The organism is Streptomyces sp. NPDC053755, from assembly GCF_040677675.1.
Lineage (GTDB): Bacteria > Actinomycetota > Actinomycetes > Streptomycetales > Streptomycetaceae > Streptomyces.
Genome location: NZ_JBFASK010000025.1, coordinates 24,922 through 41,716, shown reverse-complemented (window position 1 = coordinate 41,716; position 16,795 = coordinate 24,922). Strand labels below are relative to the sequence as shown.

Here is a 16,795-nt window from a genome sequence, read left to right as displayed (position 1 = left end):
CATGAGCGCTCGTAACCCTGAAACCGAAGCCGTCCACCGGGCCGGCTTCGCCTGCTTCGTAGGCCGCCCCAACGCGGGCAAGTCCACTCTCACGAACGCTCTGGTCGGCCAGAAGGTGGCGATCACCTCCAACCGGCCCCAGACCACCCGGCACACCGTCCGCGGCATCGTGCACCGCCCCGAGGCGCAGCTGATCCTGGTGGACACGCCGGGCCTGCACAAGCCCCGCACGCTCCTCGGGGAACGCCTGAACGACGTCGTGCGCACGACGTGGGCGGAGGTCGACGTGATCGGCTTCTGCCTGCCCGCCGACCAGAAGCTCGGCCCCGGCGACCGCTTCATCGCCAAGGAGCTGGCCGGGATCAAGAAGACCCCGAAGGTCGCGATCGTCACCAAGACCGACCTGGTCGACTCCAAGACGCTCGCCGAGCAGCTCATCGCCATCGACCAGCTCGGCAAGGAGCTGGGCTTCGAGTGGCAGGAGATCGTCCCGGTCTCCGCCGTCGGCGACCAGCAGGTCCAGCTCGTCGCCGACCTGCTGATCCCGCTGCTGCCCGAGTCCCCGCCGCTCTATCCGGAGGGCGACCTCACGGACGAGCCGGAGCAGGTGATGGTCGCGGAGCTGATCCGCGAGGCCGCGCTCGAAGGCGTGCGCGACGAGCTGCCGCACTCGATCGCCGTGGTGGTCGAGGAGATGATCCCGCGCGAGAACCGCCCGGCGGACCGTCCGCTGCTCGACATCCACGCCAACGTCTACATCGAGCGCCCCAGCCAGAAGGGCATCATCATCGGCCCGAAGGGCAGCCGGCTGAAGGAGGTCGGCATGAAGTCCCGCAAGCACATCGAGGCGCTGCTCGGGACGCCGGTCTTCCTCGACCTCCACGTCAAGGTCGCCAAGGACTGGCAGCGGGATCCGAAGCAGCTGCGCAAGCTCGGCTTCTAGGGCGTCTCCGGACACCACGACCCAGGCGGGATCCGACGGACACGACCTGAGACGCCCGGCGCGAGGAGGGGCGGGGCGGGAGGGCGTCAGGCGCCCTCCTTCAGGACCTTCCTGATCAGGGCCCGCTGCGCCTCGGTCACCCGGGGGTCCCCGCAGCGGACCGTCTCGCCGTCGATCGTGATCTCGTACGAGAAGCCGTCCGGCACCCCCCGGCCGTCGTCCGCGCCCTCCTGGAGGACCGTGACGGCCAGGGCGTGCCACTGCCCGGCGTCGGACAGGGCCGAGGTGTCCACCTCCGCCGAACGCTCGATGCCGGCGAAGCCGCCGGTGCGCCGCACTCGAATCCGCATGCGTCCTGTCTACCAGCCCGCCCGCCGCCTCCCGGCCCGTCCGCCGGACGTCCCCCGCCAGGACGGCTGCCCGCCGCCCCTTCGCGGGTCGCCCCCCGCCAGGACGGCTGCCCCCCGCGCCCTGGCGTCAGTCCGTCGGGACGCCCACGGCCGCCCACGCCTTCAGGACTGCCTGGATCTCCGCCCCGTCGCCGTACCGCGCCTTCGCCGCCTTCGCCGTGGCCCGCGCGAACTCGGTGAACCGCGTCTCGGGGGTGAGCGACGCACGTGTCATCACGTCGTACCAGATCTGCCCGGGCCGGTCCCAGGCATGGCCGCCCAGCTCCACGGCCGTCAGGTAGAAGGCGTGGTTCGGGATGCCGGAGTTGATGTGCACCCCGCCGTTGTCCTGGCTGGTGCGGACGTAGTCGTCCATGTGGCCCGGCTGCGGGTCCTTGCCGAGGACGTCGTCGTCGTACGCCGTGCCCGGCGCCTTCATCGAGCGCAGCGCGGTCCCCTGGACGTCCGGGTGGAACAGGCCCGCCCCGATCAGCCAGTCGGCCTCCGTGGCGCTCTGGCCGAGCGTGTACTGCTTGACCAGCGAGCCGAAGACGTCCGAGACCGACTCGTTGAGCGCGCCGGACTGGCCGAAGTACTCCAGGTTGGCGGTGTACTGCGTGAAGCCGTGGGTCAGTTCGTGGCCGATGACGTCCACGGGAAGGGTGAAGTCGAGGAAGATCTCGTCGTCCCCGTCCCCGAAGACCATCTGCTCGCCGTTCCAGAACGCGTTGCCGTAGTTCTCGTCGTAGTGGACCGTCGCCCTCAGCGGCAGGCCGGAGCCGTCGATCGAGTCCCGGCCGAAGGCGTCGAGGAAGAGACCGAAGGTGGCGCCGAGCCCGGCGTAGGCGCGGTTGACCGTGGCGTCGGCGGTCGCCTCGTCCCCCTCGCCGCGCACCTCGACGCCCGGCAGCGCGGTCAGGCGGCGCGCGTCGTACACGGTGCGCCGCGGGCGGGCCTCGGGCGCTCGGGAGGCGGGCGGGGCGGGCGCGGTGGGCGTCCTGGGGGTGAGGGACGCGGTGAGTCCGCGGCCGGTCCGGTGGCGGGCGTCCGCCATCAGGGTGTGGCGGGCGCCGGCCGCGACCGCCGGGTTCTCGCTGCGGGCCAGCTTCTCCAGAAGGTGCGGAGGCACGATCGGGCAGAAGACGGGGCGGTGCTGCGCGTGGATGCGCGCGGGGGAGGTCATGTCACGCAATGTCGCACTCCGTGACCCTGCTGTCACGAGCTGAGACGATGATTGGCGAAATGGGATGATGGTCACTCTTTGGGCTTGACGCCCCGACCGTCCCGCATACTGAAACGGGACGTCCGCCTCCACCGTCCCTGAGCTAGGCTGCGGCACATCATGCGTTTCGGGCTGCTTCTCCTTAGCTGCCGCGGCGAGGGCCTGTAGTCGTAGGCCGACCCCCTCCCCGCGGGACCTGGTGTTGCGTTCAGACAGTCGGCCTCCCCCGAGCTCTCCGAGCAGGGGGGACCCCCACTCCCGCTGGACCCGAGGAGCCCTACGCGATGTCCCAGCCCGTTGGCCGCCCCACGCCCGTCACCAACGCCACCCGTATGCAGAAGCCGTCCGGGATGCCGATCCACAAGTACGGCCGGTACGAAGCGGTGCACATTCCCGACCGCACCTGGCCCGAGCGGCGGATCACCCAGGCCCCCCGCTGGCTGTCCACGGACCTGCGCGACGGCAACCAGGCCCTGATCGACCCGATGTCCCCGGCCCGCAAGCGCGAGATGTTCGACCTGCTGGTGCGCATGGGCTACAAGGAGATCGAGGTCGGCTTCCCGTCCTCCGGCGAGACCGACTTCGCCTTCGTGCGCTCCATCATCGAAGAGGGCGCGATCCCGGACGACGTCACCATCTCCGTCCTGACCCAGGCCCGCGAGGACCTGATCGAGCGGACGGTGGAGTCCCTGGTCGGCGCCAAGCGCGCCACCGTCCACCTGTACAACGCCACCGCGCCCACGTTCCGCCGGGTCGTCTTCCGCGGCTCGAAGGAGCAGATCAAGCAGATCGCCGTCGACGGCACGCGCCTGGTGATGGAGTACGCCGACAAGCTGCTGGGCGACGAGACGATCTTCGGCTACCAGTACAGCCCGGAGATCTTCACCGACACCGAGCTGGACTTCGCCCTGGAGGTCTGCGAGGCGGTCTGCGACGTCTGGCAGCCCGAGGAGGGCCGTGAGATCATCCTGAACCTGCCCGCCACCGTGGAGCGTTCGACGCCGTCCACGCACGCGGACCGGTTCGAGTGGATGTCGCGGAACCTGACGCGCCGCGAGTACATCTGTCTGTCCGTGCACCCCCACAACGACCGCGGTACGGCGGTGGCGGCCGCCGAACTGGCGATCATGGCCGGCGCCGACCGCATCGAGGGCTGCCTGTTCGGCCAGGGCGAGCGCACCGGCAACGTCGACCTGGTGACCCTGGGCATGAACCTGTTCTCGCAGGGCGTGGACCCGCAGATCGACTTCTCGCAGATCGACGAGATCCGCCGCACGTCCGAGTACTGCAACCAGATGGAGGTCCACCCGCGCCACCCCTACGCGGGCGACCTGGTCTACACCGCCTTCTCCGGCTCCCACCAGGACGCCATCAAGAAGGGGTTCGACGCCATGGAGGCCGACGCGGCCGCCGCGGGCAAGACGGTCGACGACATCGAGTGGGCCGTTCCCTACCTGCCCATCGACCCCAAGGACGTCGGCCGCTCCTACGAGGCCGTGATCCGGGTCAACTCCCAGTCGGGCAAGGGCGGCATCGCGTACGTCCTGAAGAACGACCACAAGCTGGACCTGCCGCGCCGGATGCAGATCGAGTTCTCGAAGATCATCCAGCAGAAGACGGACACCGAGGGCGGCGAGATCACCCCCGCCGCGATCTGGTCGGTCTTCCAGGACGAGTACCTGCCCAACCCGGACAACGCCTGGGGCCGCATCCAGCTGCGCTCCGGCCAGACCACCTCCGACACGGACGGCACCGACACCCTGACCGTCGAGGCGGTCGTGGACGGCGCCGAGACCGTCCTGAGCGGCTCCGGCAACGGCCCGATCTCGGCCTTCTTCGCCGCCCTGCAGGCGATCGGCGTGGACGCCCGGCTGCTGGACTACCAGGAGCACACGATGAGCGAGGGCGCCTCCGCGCAGGCCGCCTCGTACATCGAGTGCGCCATCGACGGCAAGGTCCTGTGGGGCATCGGCATCGACGCCAACACCACCCGCGCCTCCCTGAAGGCGGTCATCTCGGCCGTCAACCGCGCCGCGCGCTGACCCTCGTACGGGCATCGACGCAGCGATCGATTCCGGCCAACGGTTTTTCCCGTCCCACCCCGGCCCGGCCGTCCCGAGCGGCCCGGAGACCGGGCGGGCGGCCGGGAAGCCGTCGGTGGACCGCCTGTTTCGGGCTCCGCCCGCCTCCTCGGGGCGGGCGGAGCCCGTGGTGCGTCTCGGCCATGTCGGCGGCGATCTGCCGACGAGGTGCTGACGTCACATCACGGATGTGGCTAACATCACGCCCACGTCGGCAGTGTTGCCGTGTCGTTAAGGGAGGTGCGACGTGCGGTCTGCCCGAGAGTCACGTGGTCGCAAAGTGGGCGTCTGCGGCATCCGTACTTCCTGGAACACCGTCGGGGACGGCGAGTTCTTCTGCGAGGAGTGCGGCGGCGACCGCAACTACCGACGACGCACCGGCCGTCGCCGGTTCGCCGTCCTGGGAGTGCCGGTCCTGCCCCGCGGGTACGCCGGGCCGGTCGTCGAGTGCGCCGCCTGCCACACCCACTTCGGTACGGAGGTGCTCGACCACCCGACGACGAGCCGCTTCTCCGCGATGCTGCGGGACGCCGTGCACACGGTCGCCCTCGCCGTCCTGGCCGCGGGCGGCACCTCCTCGCGTACGGCGGTGGACACCGCGGTCACGGCGGTGCGCGCCGCCGGGTTCGACGAGTGCACCGCCACCCAGCTCACCGACCTCGTCGAGGCGCTGGCCGCCGACACCGGCCGCTTCCTCCCCGACGTGGGCGAGGGCGGCGCCGCCCTCGCGATCGAGCTGCACGAGGCCCTGGAACCGCTCACCCCGCACCTGGCGGCCTCCGGGCGCGAGACGATCCTGCTCCAGGGAGCCCGGATCGCCCTCGCCGACGGGGCGTACAGCCCGGCCGAGCGGGACGTCCTGTGCACCGTCGGCAACGCGCTGGCCCTGTGCGCCGACGAGACCGCCCGCCTCCTGGCCACCGCGAGGACCCTGCTCTGACGCGGGGGCCTCGCCAGGTCGTGTCCGTGGAGTCCCGCCTGGGTCGCGACGCCCTGCACGCACTCCCCCGAAGCCCTTCGGGCACGGGAGGTGCCCCCAGCCGCGTGGTCGTCGGTCCCCAGGGCTCCGCCATTCTCCCTCTCCGCCGCGCGAGCGCGCCCACCGGCCGCCGCGACCCGCCGCCTCGGGGCGGACGGCGCTCGCGCCACTCCCTAGGCGGCGGCCCCGGGCCGCCCGGCCTGGGAGAGCGCCGTCGTCGCCCGTGCGGCGTCCGGCAGGGCGCCCAGCTCCTCGAACGCCGTCCGTGCGGCCCTGAGCGCGCGCCGGGCGGCGTCCTCGTCGCCCGCGGCCCGCTCGGCGGCGGCGAGGAGCAGCCGTACCCGCGCCGCCTCGTACGGCACCCTCAGCTCCCGCCAGCCCGCGAGGGCCCGGCGCAGCGGCCGCCGTGCCGGCTCGTGCCGGGCCAGTGCCAGGGCGCCACGAGCGGTGCCGGCCACGGCCTCCAGGAACGGCGCGTCACCGGCGAGTCCCTCCAGCTCCGTGACGGCCCGCGCCGCGCCGTCCTCGTCCCCGACCGCCAGCGCCACCTCCGTCCGCGCGGCGAGCAGTCCGGCACGGCCCAGCGAATCGTGCGGCGGGTCGCCGCGACGCAGCAGCGCCGGCCGCAGCCCGGCCACGGCGGCGTCCGTCCGGCCCTGGGCGAGCCGCAGCAGTGCGAGGCCCGGCTGCGGGACGCGGCCCAGCGCGTGGGCGTGGGAGTACGACCGGACGGCCTCGTCGAGCCGCCCCTGCCTGCGCCGGATCTCCCCGGCGGCGTAGTGGGCCGCGGCGGCCGCCTCCAGGCCGTCCGGGAGCACCTCGGCGCAGACCCGCGCCGCCTCGGCCTCGGCGAGCGTCCACATCCCCAGCAGATCGAGCACCTCGACCCGGTGGATCCGGCAGAGGCCCCGGAAGGGGTTGCCGGCGCCGTGCCACGCGCCGGCGGGAAACCCCGTACGAAGACCCTCGCCCCCGGCGTCCCGGCCCGCGGGGTGTCCACCGCCGGCCCGTGCCCCGTCCGGTGCGGCCGCGGGGCCGCCGGCCGCCGGACCGGTCGGCGCGGGTGTCGTGAGGGGCCCGTTCCTCCCGGCCGCCGCGTCCCGGCGGCGGCCGGACCACGGTGTCTCGCACCACGACATCGCCGCGTCCGTCCAGGCCGCCGCGCGGCCGAGGTCCGCCGCCTCACGGCAGCGGGTCAGGACGAGCGAGTAGAGCCTGCCGGTCGTCATCGCGCTCAGCTCCCCCGCCGTCACCGGACCCATCACGTCGTCCAGGAGCCCCAGGGCGCGTGACCGGTGGCCGCTCGCCAGGAGGACGGCCGCCCGCGCCTGACGGCTCAGGGCGATCAGGTCCGGGTCGCCGGAGCGGCGGGCGACGAGGTCCATGCGCAGCGCCGCGGCGAGCGCCGCGCCGAGGTCGTGGTGCTCCCGCGCCTCCTCCGCGTCGCTCCAGGCCAGATAGCACTGCTCGGGGCTGTCCGGCACGTGCTCCAGATGGTGCCGTGCCCGGTGCAGCCAGCCGGCGGCGGCCGCGGGCCGTCCCAGACGGCGGTACTCGAAGGACAGCCACCAGGCGGCGCGGCCCGCCCCGCGGTGGTCCCCGGCCGCCGCGTACCCGGCCTGGGCGCGCAGCCGAGCGGCGATCGACCCGTCGACGTGCCCCGTCCACCAGGCCGCGTCGGCGAGGACGTCCAGGTCGCCGGGGTCCAGGGCGGCGGACGGATGCAGGTCGGCCTCGCACAGCAGCGCGTACGCCTCGGCCCAGGATTCCCGGGCCCCCGCGTCCCGCGCCCGCTCCAGGACCGGTGCCTCTCCGACGGGGACGGCCATCGCCGCTCACTTCCCTTCCGCCCCTCCAGGGTAGGAGCGCGTGCCCGGCCGCGCCGCCCTGGCCCTGCGGGGAGGGGGCGCGGGAAGGACACGGAGATCGCGGGGCCCTCGGAGCGCGGGGAAGCCGGGGGCACGGGAACGGGCCCGACCCGGGGGTACTCCCGCGAGTCGGGCCCGTTCCGGCCGAACGGCGTGCGTGCCGCTACCGCCGCGGGGTGACCGCCTCGCTCGCGCGGAGCATGTCCTCGCGCTCGACGATCTTCACGCGCTCGCGGCCCTCGGCCTCGCCGAGCGCCTTCTCGGCGGCGTCGAGGGCGTACCAGCCCTCCCACGTGGTGTACGTGAGGCCCTTGCCCTCCAGGAAGGCGACGACCGCGTCCGTCTCCGGGTTCGCGGGCGTGAGGAGCCGGCCGTGCGCGAAGTCGTCGAGGAGGTTCGCGACCGTCTCGTTGGCGTCGCCCTTGGTGTGGCCGATGAGCCCGACGGGGCCGCGACGGATCCAGCCGGTGACGTACGTCGACGGCATGGGCGCGCCGCCCTCCTCGATGACCCGGCCGCCCTCGTCCGGCACGGTGCCGGAGACGGCGTCCCAGGGGAGCTTGGGCAGCTCGTCGGAGAGGTAGCCGACGGCGCGGTAGACGGCCTGGACGTCCCAGTCGGTGGTCGCGCCGGTGCCCTTGACGTTGCCTGTGCCGTCCAGCTCGGTGCGCTCGGTGCGCAGGCCGACGACCGTGCCGTCCTCGCCGAGGATCTCGACCGGCGACTCGAAGAAGTGCAGGAAGAGCTTGTGCGGGCGGTCGCCGATGTCGCGGATCGCCCAGTTCTCCAGGGTCTTGGCGACCATGTCGGTCTGCTTGTTCTTGCGGCGCTCCGCGATCGAGCCCTCGTCGTAGTCGATGTCCTCGGGGTTGACGATGACCTCGATGGTGGGGGAGTGGTCCAGCTCGCGCAGCTCCATGGGGCTGAACTTCGCCTGTGCGGGGCCACGGCGGCCGAAGACGTGGACCTCGACGGCCTTGTTCGCCTTGAGGCCCTCGTGGACGTTCGGCGGGATCTCGGTCGGCAGCAGTTCCTCCGCGGTCTTGGCGAGGATGCGGGCGATGTCGAGGGCCACGTTGCCGACGCCCAGCACGGCGACCTTCTCGGCGTGCAGCGGCCAGGTGCGCGGCACGTCGGGGTGCCCGTCGTACCAGGAGGCGAAGTCGGCGGCGCCGTAGGACCCGTCGAGCTCGACGCCGGGTATGCGGAGCTCGCGGTCGGCCATGGCGCCCGTCGAGAAGACCACGGCGTCGTAGAAGGCGCGCAGGTCGTCCAGGTGGACGTCGGTGCCGTAGTCGATGTTGCCGAAGAGGCGGACCTGCGGCTTGTCGAGCACCTGGTGCAGGGCGGTGATGATGCCCTTGATGCGGGGGTGGTCGGGAGCGACGCCGTAGCGGATGAGACCGAAGGGTGCCGGCATCCGCTCGAAGATGTCGATCGACACGCCCGGCTCGGCGGCGGCCTCGGACTTCAGCAGCGCATCGGCGGCGTAGATCCCGGCGGGGCCGGCGCCGACGATCGCGACCCGGAGAGGGCGGGGCATGTCTGGGTTCCCTTCGCAAGCGACGTGACGGCGAGGACTGCCGTCACTTAGGTCACCCTAATTACTCACTCGCGAGAACCGGTACCCGCCCCCTGTCTATGACCCCATAAGCCGAACTTATGACTTCTCAAAGCGGAGGCTGGAGATCCCGTCGGTGCGGTCCTGGGACCTGCGCATCTGCCGATTCTAGGGAGGTGGCACCACCCCGGATGCGGTAACCGGGAAAGCGATTCGGGGAAGCACGCGTGGGTGAAGGAAGAACGTGAGCGGCCGCGACCCGGGGCCGTAGGAGAGCTTCGGGAAGAGGCCGGGGAACGCACGGTGGAGACGGCGGGCCGAGAGGCCGCCGTACTGCCACGGGAAGGGGGACGGCCGTGACACTGCCCATCGGCTCGTACGCCGTCGACATCCGCACCGGGAAGGTCGGCACGGTCATGGGGCACGAAGGCCCGTACCTCCGGCTGAGACCGCTCGGCGGCGGGCGGGAGTGGGAGGCGCAGCCGGACGGGGTCCGGGAGGCCACCGCGGCGGAGCGCCTGCGCGCCGCGACGGCGTACGCCAACGCCCGGAGCCGGGGCGAGGTCCCCTGACGGCCGTGGTCCGGCACCGGGCCGGCCCGGGGTGTCGTATCCGTACGCGAGAATGGGCGCATGAGTCTGTTCCGCGACGACGGCATCGTGCTGCGCACCCAGAAGCTGGGCGAAGCGGACCGCATCATCACGATCCTCACGCGCGGCCACGGCCGCGTCCGCGCCGTGGCGCGCGGGGTGCGGCGGACGAAGTCGAAGTTCGGGGCGAGGCTGGAGCCCTTCTCGCACGTGGACGTGCAGTTCTTCGCGCGCGGGAGCGACCTCGTCGGGCGCGGGCTGCCGCTGTGCACGCAGAGCGAGACCATCGCGCCCTACGGCGGCGGGATCGTCACCGACTACGCCCGGTACACCGCCGGGACGGCGATGCTGGAGACGGCGGAGCGGTTCACCGACAACGAGGGCGAGCCGGCCGTCCAGCAGTACCTGCTGCTCGTCGGTGGCCTGCGGACCCTCTCCCGCGGCGAGCACGCGCCCCATCTCATCCTGGACGCGTTCCTGCTGCGCTCGCTCGCGGTCAACGGCTACGCGCCCAGCTTCGAGGACTGCGCGAAATGCGGCATCCACGGCCCCAACCGGTTCTTCTCGGTCGCGGCCGGCGGCGTCATATGCGGCGACTGCCGGGTGCCGGGAAGCGTCGTACCCTCTCCGGAGGCCATCGGCCTGCTCAGCGCGCTGCTCACCGGCGACTGGGCGACGGCGGACGCGTGCGAGCCGCGTCACGTCAGGGAGGGCAGCGGACTGGTGTCCGCCTACCTCCACTGGCACCTGGAGCGCGGCCTGCGCTCACTGCGGTATGTAGAGAAGAGCTAGGAGATCCATCGCCATGGCCATCGCACGACGCGGAATCCTCGGACGGCAGCGCCGGGAGTACAAGGTCCCCGAGCGGCACCCGTCCGGCGCGACCCCGCCGAAGCTCCCCGCCGAGCTGGTGCCCAACCACGTGGCCTGCGTGATGGACGGAAACGGCCGCTGGGCCCAGGAGCGCGGCCTGCCCCGCACCGAGGGCCACAAGGTCGGTGAGGGCGTCGTCCTCGACGTGCTCAAGGGCTGCCTGGAGATGGGCGTCAAGAACCTCTCCCTCTACGCCTTCTCCACCGAGAACTGGAAGCGTTCCCCCGAGGAGGTCCGCTTCCTGATGAACTTCAACCGCGACGTCATCCGCCGCCGGCGGGACGAGATGGACGAGCTAGGCATCCGCATCCGCTGGGTCGGCCGGATGCCGAAGATGTGGAAGTCGGTCGTCCAGGAGCTCCAGGTCGCCCAGGAGCAGACCGTCGGCAACGACGCCATGACGCTGTACTTCTGCGTGAACTACGGCGGCCGCGCGGAGGTCGCGGACGCGGCGCAGGCCATCGCGCGGGACGTGGCGGCGGGGAAGCTGGACCCGGCGAAGGTCAACGAGAAGACCTTCCAGAAGTACCTCTACTACCCGGACATGCCGGACGTGGACCTCTTCCTGCGCCCCAGCGGCGAGCAGCGCACCTCGAACTACCTCATCTGGCAGAGCAGTTACGCGGAGATGGTCTTCCAGGACGTGCTGTGGCCGGACTTCGACCGCCGCGACCTGTGGCGGGCCTGCGTCGAGTACGCCTCGCGCGACCGTCGCTTCGGCGGGGTCTCGGCGGAGGACATGGCCGTCCTCGACAAGGCGTGACCGGCTGACCGGACACGGAGAGGGCCCGCACCGGACATCCGGTGCGGGCCCTCTCCTCGAGCCGGGTCTCACGTCACTTCGCCGCGCACTCCGCGCAGGTGCCGAAGATCTCGACCGTGTGGGCCACGTTCACGAAGCCGTGCTGGGACGCGATCGTCTCCGCCCACTGCTCCACCGCCGGGCCCTCGACCTCGACCGCCTTGCCGCACATCCGGCACACCAGGTGATGGTGGTGGTCGCCCGTCGAGCAGCGGCGGTAGACGGTCTCGCCCTCGCTGGTGCGCAGCGCGTCGACCTCGCCCGCGTCCGCGAGGGACTGGAGCGTGCGGTAGACCGTGGTCAGGCCGACCGAGTCACCGCGGTGCTTGAGCATGTCGTGCAGCTCCTGGGCGCTGCGGAACTCGTCGACCTCGTTCAGTGCGGCCGACACAGCGGCCCGCTGCTTGGTCGAGCGACCGCGTACGGGGGGTCCTGCCGTCGCCACAGGGGCCTCCTTGTTGTCTCCGTTGCCCCCGTCATTCTGCCAGGCCGCTACAGCGTGACGTCGTCCGTCGGCCTGCGGGTGACCGGAACCGCCATGTCGCACTCCGCCGAAGCCGCCTCGGCGGCCCGGGCACGGCGCCTGGCCAGCGGTGTCGCGAGGAGGGTGAGGGCGATGAAGACGGCGATCGCGAGCAGCACGATGGTCGCACCCGGCGGCACGTCCTGGTAGTACGACGTGACGGTGCCGCCCAGCGTGACCCCGGTGCCGATCACGACCGCGAGCACGAACGTCGTACGGAAGGACCGCGAGAGCTGCTGGGCCGCCGCGACCGGGACCACCATGAGCGCGCTGACCAGCAACAGGCCGACCACCCGCATCGCGACCGTGACGGTCACGGCGGCGGTGACCGCGACGAGCAGGTTCAGCGCCCGCACCGGGAGGCCGGTGACGCGGGCGAACTCCTCGTCCTGGCTGACCGCGAAGAGCTGTCGGCGCAGACCGACCGTGACCAGGACCACGAACGCCGCCAGGACGCTGATCGCGGTGACGTCCTCGGTGGAGACGGTGGACAGCGACCCGAAGAGGTACGAGTTGAGGTTGGCGTTGGAGCCGGTCGGCGAGAGGTTGATCAGCAGGACACCGCCCGCCATGCCGCCGTAGAAGAGCAGGGCGAGCGCGAGGTCGCCGCGGGTCCTGCCGTACGCCCTGATCAGCTCCATCGTCACCGAACCGGCGACGGCGACCAGGGTCGCCATCCACACGGGGCTGGAGTTCAGCAGGAAGCCGAGGCCGACGCCGGTCATGGCGACATGGCCGATGCCGTCGCCCATCAGAGCCTGGCGCCGCTGGACGAGGTAGATGCCGACGGCGGGGGCGGTGATGCCGACGAGGACGGCCGCGAGGAGCGCCCGCTGCATGAAGGCGGGTTCGAGGAATTCCATGATCAGGTCAGCTTCCTCAGGTCAGCAGACCCGTGCGGAGCGGCTCGTCGGCCGCGTGCGGATGGACGTGGTCGTGGCCGGGCAGGGCGTGCTGTCCCACGGCCTGCGGCGGCGGGCCGTCGTGCACGACACAGCCGTCGCGGAGGACCACGGCCCGGTCGATCAGCGGCTCCAGCGGGCCCAGTTCGTGCAGGACGAGGAGGACGGAGGTGCCGCCGGCGACCTGCTCGCGCAGGGTCCGGGCGAGGATCTCCTGGCTGGCGAGGTCCACCCCGGCCATCGGCTCGTCCATGATCAGCAGCTCGGGCTCGGAGGCGAGCGCGCGGGCGATCAGGACCCGCTGGTGCTGGCCGCCGGAGAGGGCGCTCACCGAGTCCTTGGCGCGGTCGGCCAGGCCGACCAGCTCGATGGCCCGCTCGATGGCGGCCCGGTCCGCCTTGGCCGGCCAGCCCAGCTTGCGGCGGGAGAGCCGGCCGGAGGAGACGACCTCGCGGATCGTGGCGGGCACACCGCTGGCGGCGGTGGTGCGCTGCGGTACGTACCCGACGCGGGCCCAGTCGCGGAACCGCTTCTGCTCCGTACCGAACAGGGATATGGACCCGCCGGTCAGCGGCACCTGGCCGATGACCGCACGGACGGCCGTCGACTTGCCCGAGCCGTTGGCGCCGAGCAGAGCGACGACCTCGCCGCGGTGCACGGCGAGGTCGATGCCACGCAGGACGGGGCGCGAGCCGAGGGCGGCCGTGGCTCCCCGGACGGAAATGACGGGATCCATGCCCATGGCTCGTGCCTCCGATACGTACGTGGGTGTCACTTGGCGCCGAGCGCCGTCTTCAGCGCGGCGAGGTTGGACCGCATGACCTCGATGTAGTCATCGCCCTTGGACGTGTCCGTGATTCCCTCCAGGGGGTCCAGGACGTCCGTCTTCAGTCCGGTGTCGGACGCGAGGGTCCTGGCGGTCTTGTCGCTGGCGAGGGTCTCGAAGAAGACGGTGGTGACCTTGTCCTTCTTCGCGGTCTCCTGGAGCTCCTTGATCCGGGCGGGGCTCGGCTCGGACTCGGGGTCGATGCCGGTGATGCCCTCCTGCTCCAGGCCGTAGCGTTCGGCGAGGTAGCCGAAGGCGGAGTGCGTGGTGATGAAGGTCCGGGTGGTGGCGTTCTTCAGGCCGCTCTCGAACGCCGTGTCCAGGTCGCCGAGCTTCTTCACCAGGGCGTCGGTGTTCTTCTGGTAGTCGGCGGCGTGGTCCGGGTCGGCCTTCTGCAGGGAGGCGCCGACACCCTTGGCGACCTCGGCGTACTTCACGGGGTCGAGCCAGATGTGCGGGTCGGCGCCGGCCTCGGACGCGTGGCCGTGCTCGTCGGCGTGCGCCTCGCCCTCGTGGGCGGAGTGCTCCTCGGCGGTCTCGCCGGCGTGGTCGTGCCCGGCCTCGGTGCCGTGCTCCTCGAGGGTGGTCAGGGTGGCGGCGTCGACGGTGTGCTTCACGCCGGCCTGCTTGATCGCCTCGTCGACTGCGGGCTGGACGCCCTTGAGGTAGAGGATGTAGTCGGCCTCGCCGAGCTCGCCGATCTGCCTCGGCTTCAGCTCCAGGTCGTGCGGCTCGACGCCCGGCTCGGTGAGGGTGTCGACGGAGACGTGGTCCCCGCCTATCTGCTCGGCCAGGTACTGCATGGGGTAGAACGACGTCACCACGCTCAGCTTGCCGTCGCTCGCCTTGTCGGCGGCGCCGGAGGTCCCGCCGCAGGCGGACAGGGTGAGAAGGCCGAGGGTGACGGCTCCGGCGACGGCGGTGGTGGGTATCAGGCGACGTACGTTCATGACACTCATTTTCAACAAAACTGGAAACGATTGTCAATTGTGCTTCCTGTGGTCCCGCCCACGGTCGGCCCGGGCGGTCCCGGGCGGGCTCGGGGGCCGAACCGATTTGATACGGGGGGTGGCGGCGCCGGTAATCTGAGGCATTCGCACTTCGTCGTCGTAATGAAGAGAGCACCGTGGCCGCCGACAAGATCGACACCATCGTCAGCCTGAGCAAGCGCCGTGGCTTCGTCTACCCGTGCAGTGAGATCTACGGCGGCCAGAAGGCCGCCTGGGACTACGGACCGCTGGGTGTCGAGCTGAAGGAGAACATCAAGCGTCAGTGGTGGCGTTACATGGTCACCGCGCGCGAGGACGTCGTCGGTATCGACTCGTCGGTGATCCTGGCCACCGAGGTCTGGGAGGCGTCCGGTCACGTCGCCACCTTCACCGACCCGCTGACCGAGTGCACCTCCTGTCACAAGCGCTACCGCGCCGACCACCTGGAGGAGGCGTACGAGGAGAAGCACGGCCGTCTCCCCGAGAACGGCCTCAAGGACCTCAACTGCCCCAACTGTGGCAACAAGGGCACCTTCACGGAGCCCAAGCAGTTCTCGGGTCTGCTCTCCACCCACCTCGGCCCCACCCAGGACTCCGGCTCGGTCGCCTACCTGCGCCCCGAGACCGCGCAGGGCATCTTCACCAACTTCGGCCAGGTGCAGCAGACCTCGCGCAAGAAGCCCCCGTTCGGCATCGCGCAGATGGGCAAGTCCTTCCGGAACGAGATCACTCCGGGCAACTTCATCTTCCGCACCCGCGAGTTCGAGCAGATGGAGATGGAGTTCTTCGTCAAGCCGGGCGAGGACGAGCAGTGGCACGAGTACTGGATGGAGCAGCGCTGGAACTGGTACACGAGCCTGGGCATGCGTGAGGAGAACATGCGCTGGTTCGAGCACCCGCAGGAGAAGCTCTCCCACTACTCCAAGCGCACCGCCGACATCGAGTACCGCTTCCAGTTCGGCGGCAGCGAGTGGGGCGAGCTCGAGGGTGTCGCCAACCGCACCGACTACGACCTCAAGGCGCACTCGAAGGCCTCCGGCAACGAGCTCATCTACTTCGACCAGGAGACCCAGGAGCGCTGGACGCCGTACGTCATCGAGCCCGCCGCCGGTGTCGGCCGCGCCATGCTGGCCTTCCTGCTCGACGCCTACAACGAGGACGAGGCCCCGAACGCCAAGGGCGTCATGGAGAAGCGCACCGTGATGCGCCTCGACCCGCGCCTCGCGCCGGTCAAGGTCGCCGTGCTTCCCCTGTCCCGTAACGCGCAGCTGTCGCCGAAGGCCAAGGGCCTCGCCGCCGACCTGCGGCAGAACTGGAACATCGAGTTCGACGACGCCGGCGCCATCGGCCGCCGCTACCGCCGCCAGGACGAGATCGGTACGCCGTTCTGCGTCACCGTCGACTTCGACACCCTGGACGACAACGCGGTGACCGTGCGCGAGCGCGACACCATGAAGCAGGAGCGCGTCTCCCTGGACCAGATCCAGGGCTACCTCGGCAGCCGCCTGCTCGGCTGCTGACGAGCGCACCGCCGACACCGAGAGGCCCCCGGTTCCCTGTTGGAACCGGGGGCCTCTCGGCATGCGTCGCGACCGTGCGGAAGGCGCGCGCGCGCCGCCGTCCCGGCGGGACCGCCGGGGCCTATGCGTGCAGGCCGCGCAGCAGGAGGTCCACCACCGCGTCGAATTCGGCGTCGATCGTCGGGCGGCGCCACTCCGGGGCGTAGGCGGGGTCGTGGAAGCGGGCGGTCGCGTCGAAGACGGCGCGGGCCGTGGCCTCGGGGTCGGGCGTGGTGAACTCCGCCTCGCGGGCGCCCTCCTCGACGATGCGGCGGACCTGGCCGACCAGCACGCTCACGTGCTCCTCGATCACGCCGCTGTTCTCGCCGAGCAGCACCTGATAGGTGGCGAAGAGCTCCGGGTCGTCGCCCGCCTTGTGCCGCTTGGCCTCGAACAGCGTGGCGAGCCAGGCCCGCAGCTTGTCGGGCGCCTGCCGGTCCGGGGCGGCGACCACGTCCGCGAGGGCGGCCTCGGTCCGCGAGAGCCAGCGTCCCGTCACCGCCTCGCGCAGAGCCGCCTTCGTACGGAAGTGGCGGTAGACGCTGCCGTGGCTGACGCCGAGGGCGCGTGCCACGTCGACGACCGTGGCCTTCGCCGGGCCGTAGCGACGCAGCACCTCCTCGGTGACTTCGAGGATGCGCTCGGCGGTCAGGGTCTCGGTGGGCATGGAATGACAGTACCTGTCAGC

Annotated in this window: 16 protein-coding genes; 7 read left to right on the top strand and 9 right to left on the bottom strand. The window is 71.5% G+C overall.

The features are described 5' to 3' along the window. Nucleotide 1 precedes the first annotated feature (1 nt). Complete coding sequence (gene era, locus AB0K65_RS22915) at nt 2–943, top strand: GTPase Era (protein WP_365719352.1); 942 nt, start codon at nt 2–4, stop codon at nt 941–943. A gap of 86 nt (nt 944–1,029) precedes the next feature. On the opposite strand, the gene AB0K65_RS22910 is transcribed toward era, so the two are convergent. Next, nucleotides 1,030–1,293, bottom strand: coding sequence for a protealysin inhibitor emfourin (locus AB0K65_RS22910; protein WP_365719350.1), 264 nt, complete (start codon nt 1,291–1,293; stop codon nt 1,030–1,032). Between the two features lie 127 nt (nt 1,294–1,420). After that, nucleotides 1,421–2,515 (bottom strand): M4 family metallopeptidase, encoded by a 1,095-nt coding sequence (locus tag AB0K65_RS22905; RefSeq protein WP_365719348.1) that lies wholly within the window; start codon nt 2,513–2,515, stop codon nt 1,421–1,423. A gap of 323 nt (nt 2,516–2,838) precedes the next feature. Here AB0K65_RS22905 and leuA point away from each other — a divergent pair, with 323 nt between their 5' ends. After that, nucleotides 2,839–4,596, top strand: a complete 1,758-nt coding sequence (leuA, locus tag AB0K65_RS22900; protein ID WP_365719346.1) for a 2-isopropylmalate synthase — start codon at nt 2,839–2,841, stop codon at nt 4,594–4,596. Between the two features lie 286 nt (nt 4,597–4,882). After that, nucleotides 4,883–5,575: a TerB family tellurite resistance protein gene (locus tag AB0K65_RS22895; protein ID WP_365719344.1), complete on the top strand. Its 693-nt coding sequence runs from the start codon at nt 4,883–4,885 to the stop codon at nt 5,573–5,575. Between the two features lie 212 nt (nt 5,576–5,787). On the opposite strand, the gene AB0K65_RS22890 is transcribed toward AB0K65_RS22895, so the two are convergent. Continuing rightward, nucleotides 5,788–7,443 (bottom strand): LuxR family transcriptional regulator, encoded by a 1,656-nt coding sequence (locus AB0K65_RS22890; protein WP_365719342.1) that lies wholly within the window; start codon nt 7,441–7,443, stop codon nt 5,788–5,790. A 202-nt stretch (nt 7,444–7,645) separates the two neighbouring features. Further along, nucleotides 7,646–9,025, bottom strand: a complete 1,380-nt coding sequence (locus tag AB0K65_RS22885) for an FAD-dependent oxidoreductase (RefSeq protein WP_365719340.1) — start codon at nt 9,023–9,025, stop codon at nt 7,646–7,648. Between the two features lie 374 nt (nt 9,026–9,399). On the opposite strand from AB0K65_RS22885, the gene AB0K65_RS22880 reads away from it, so the two are divergent. Genes AB0K65_RS22880 through AB0K65_RS22870 form a run of 3 tightly spaced genes read left to right on the top strand, consistent with a single transcriptional unit; the run spans nt 9,400 to nt 11,269 of the window. Continuing rightward, the gene (locus tag AB0K65_RS22880; RefSeq protein WP_365719338.1) at nt 9,400–9,615 is read left to right on the top strand and encodes a hypothetical protein; all 216 of its coding nucleotides are present in this window, start codon (nt 9,400–9,402) and stop codon (nt 9,613–9,615) included. Between the two features lie 60 nt (nt 9,616–9,675). Next, entirely contained in the window at nt 9,676–10,425 is a 750-nt protein-coding gene (gene recO / locus AB0K65_RS22875; RefSeq protein WP_365719336.1) for a DNA repair protein RecO, read from the top strand. Between the two features lie 19 nt (nt 10,426–10,444). Beyond that, the gene (locus AB0K65_RS22870) at nt 10,445–11,269 is read left to right on the top strand and encodes an isoprenyl transferase (RefSeq protein ID WP_365719467.1); all 825 of its coding nucleotides are present in this window, start codon (nt 10,445–10,447) and stop codon (nt 11,267–11,269) included. Between the two features lie 73 nt (nt 11,270–11,342). On the opposite strand, the gene AB0K65_RS22865 is transcribed toward AB0K65_RS22870, so the two are convergent. Genes AB0K65_RS22865 through AB0K65_RS22850 form a run of 4 tightly spaced genes read right to left on the bottom strand, consistent with a single transcriptional unit; the run spans nt 11,343 to nt 14,509 of the window. Further along, a complete protein-coding gene (locus AB0K65_RS22865; RefSeq protein WP_365719334.1) occupies nt 11,343–11,753 on the bottom strand; it encodes a Fur family transcriptional regulator in 411 nt (136 codons plus the stop codon). Between the two features lie 47 nt (nt 11,754–11,800). After that, complete coding sequence (locus AB0K65_RS22860) at nt 11,801–12,700, bottom strand: metal ABC transporter permease (protein WP_365719465.1); 900 nt, start codon at nt 12,698–12,700, stop codon at nt 11,801–11,803. 10 nt (nt 12,701–12,710) lie between these two features. Beyond that, complete coding sequence (locus AB0K65_RS22855) at nt 12,711–13,475, bottom strand: metal ABC transporter ATP-binding protein (RefSeq protein ID WP_365719332.1); 765 nt, start codon at nt 13,473–13,475, stop codon at nt 12,711–12,713. A 29-nt stretch (nt 13,476–13,504) separates the two neighbouring features. Beyond that, nucleotides 13,505–14,509: a zinc ABC transporter substrate-binding protein gene (locus AB0K65_RS22850; protein ID WP_365719330.1), complete on the bottom strand. Its 1,005-nt coding sequence runs from the start codon at nt 14,507–14,509 to the stop codon at nt 13,505–13,507. A gap of 176 nt (nt 14,510–14,685) precedes the next feature. Here AB0K65_RS22850 and AB0K65_RS22845 point away from each other — a divergent pair, with 176 nt between their 5' ends. After that, nucleotides 14,686–16,068, top strand: a complete 1,383-nt coding sequence (locus AB0K65_RS22845; RefSeq protein ID WP_365719328.1) for a glycine--tRNA ligase — start codon at nt 14,686–14,688, stop codon at nt 16,066–16,068. A gap of 121 nt (nt 16,069–16,189) precedes the next feature. On the opposite strand, the gene AB0K65_RS22840 is transcribed toward AB0K65_RS22845, so the two are convergent. After that, nucleotides 16,190–16,774 carry a TetR family transcriptional regulator gene (locus AB0K65_RS22840; protein ID WP_365719326.1) on the bottom strand — a complete coding sequence of 195 codons (585 nt, stop codon included), beginning with the start codon at nt 16,772–16,774 and terminating at the stop codon, nt 16,190–16,192. Nucleotides 16,775–16,795 lie beyond the last annotated feature (21 nt).

Coding starts and splice junctions, on each gene's coding strand:
- recO (WP_365719336.1), top strand. CDS start 9,676: ATGAGTCTGTTCCGCGACGACGGCATCGTGCTGCGCACCCAGAAGCTG.
- AB0K65_RS22905 (WP_365719348.1), bottom strand. CDS start 2,515: ATGACCTCCCCCGCGCGCATCCACGCGCAGCACCGCCCCGTCTTCTGC.
- AB0K65_RS22850 (WP_365719330.1), bottom strand. CDS start 14,509: ATGAACGTACGTCGCCTGATACCCACCACCGCCGTCGCCGGAGCCGTC.
- AB0K65_RS22840 (WP_365719326.1), bottom strand. CDS start 16,774: ATGCCCACCGAGACCCTGACCGCCGAGCGCATCCTCGAAGTCACCGAG.
- era (WP_365719352.1), top strand. CDS start 2: ATGAGCGCTCGTAACCCTGAAACCGAAGCCGTCCACCGGGCCGGCTTC.
- AB0K65_RS22885 (WP_365719340.1), bottom strand. CDS start 9,025: ATGCCCCGCCCTCTCCGGGTCGCGATCGTCGGCGCCGGCCCCGCCGGG.
- AB0K65_RS22910 (WP_365719350.1), bottom strand. CDS start 1,293: ATGCGGATTCGAGTGCGGCGCACCGGCGGCTTCGCCGGCATCGAGCGT.
- AB0K65_RS22890 (WP_365719342.1), bottom strand. CDS start 7,443: ATGGCCGTCCCCGTCGGAGAGGCACCGGTCCTGGAGCGGGCGCGGGAC.
- leuA (WP_365719346.1), top strand. CDS start 2,839: ATGTCCCAGCCCGTTGGCCGCCCCACGCCCGTCACCAACGCCACCCGT.
- AB0K65_RS22855 (WP_365719332.1), bottom strand. CDS start 13,475: ATGGGCATGGATCCCGTCATTTCCGTCCGGGGAGCCACGGCCGCCCTC.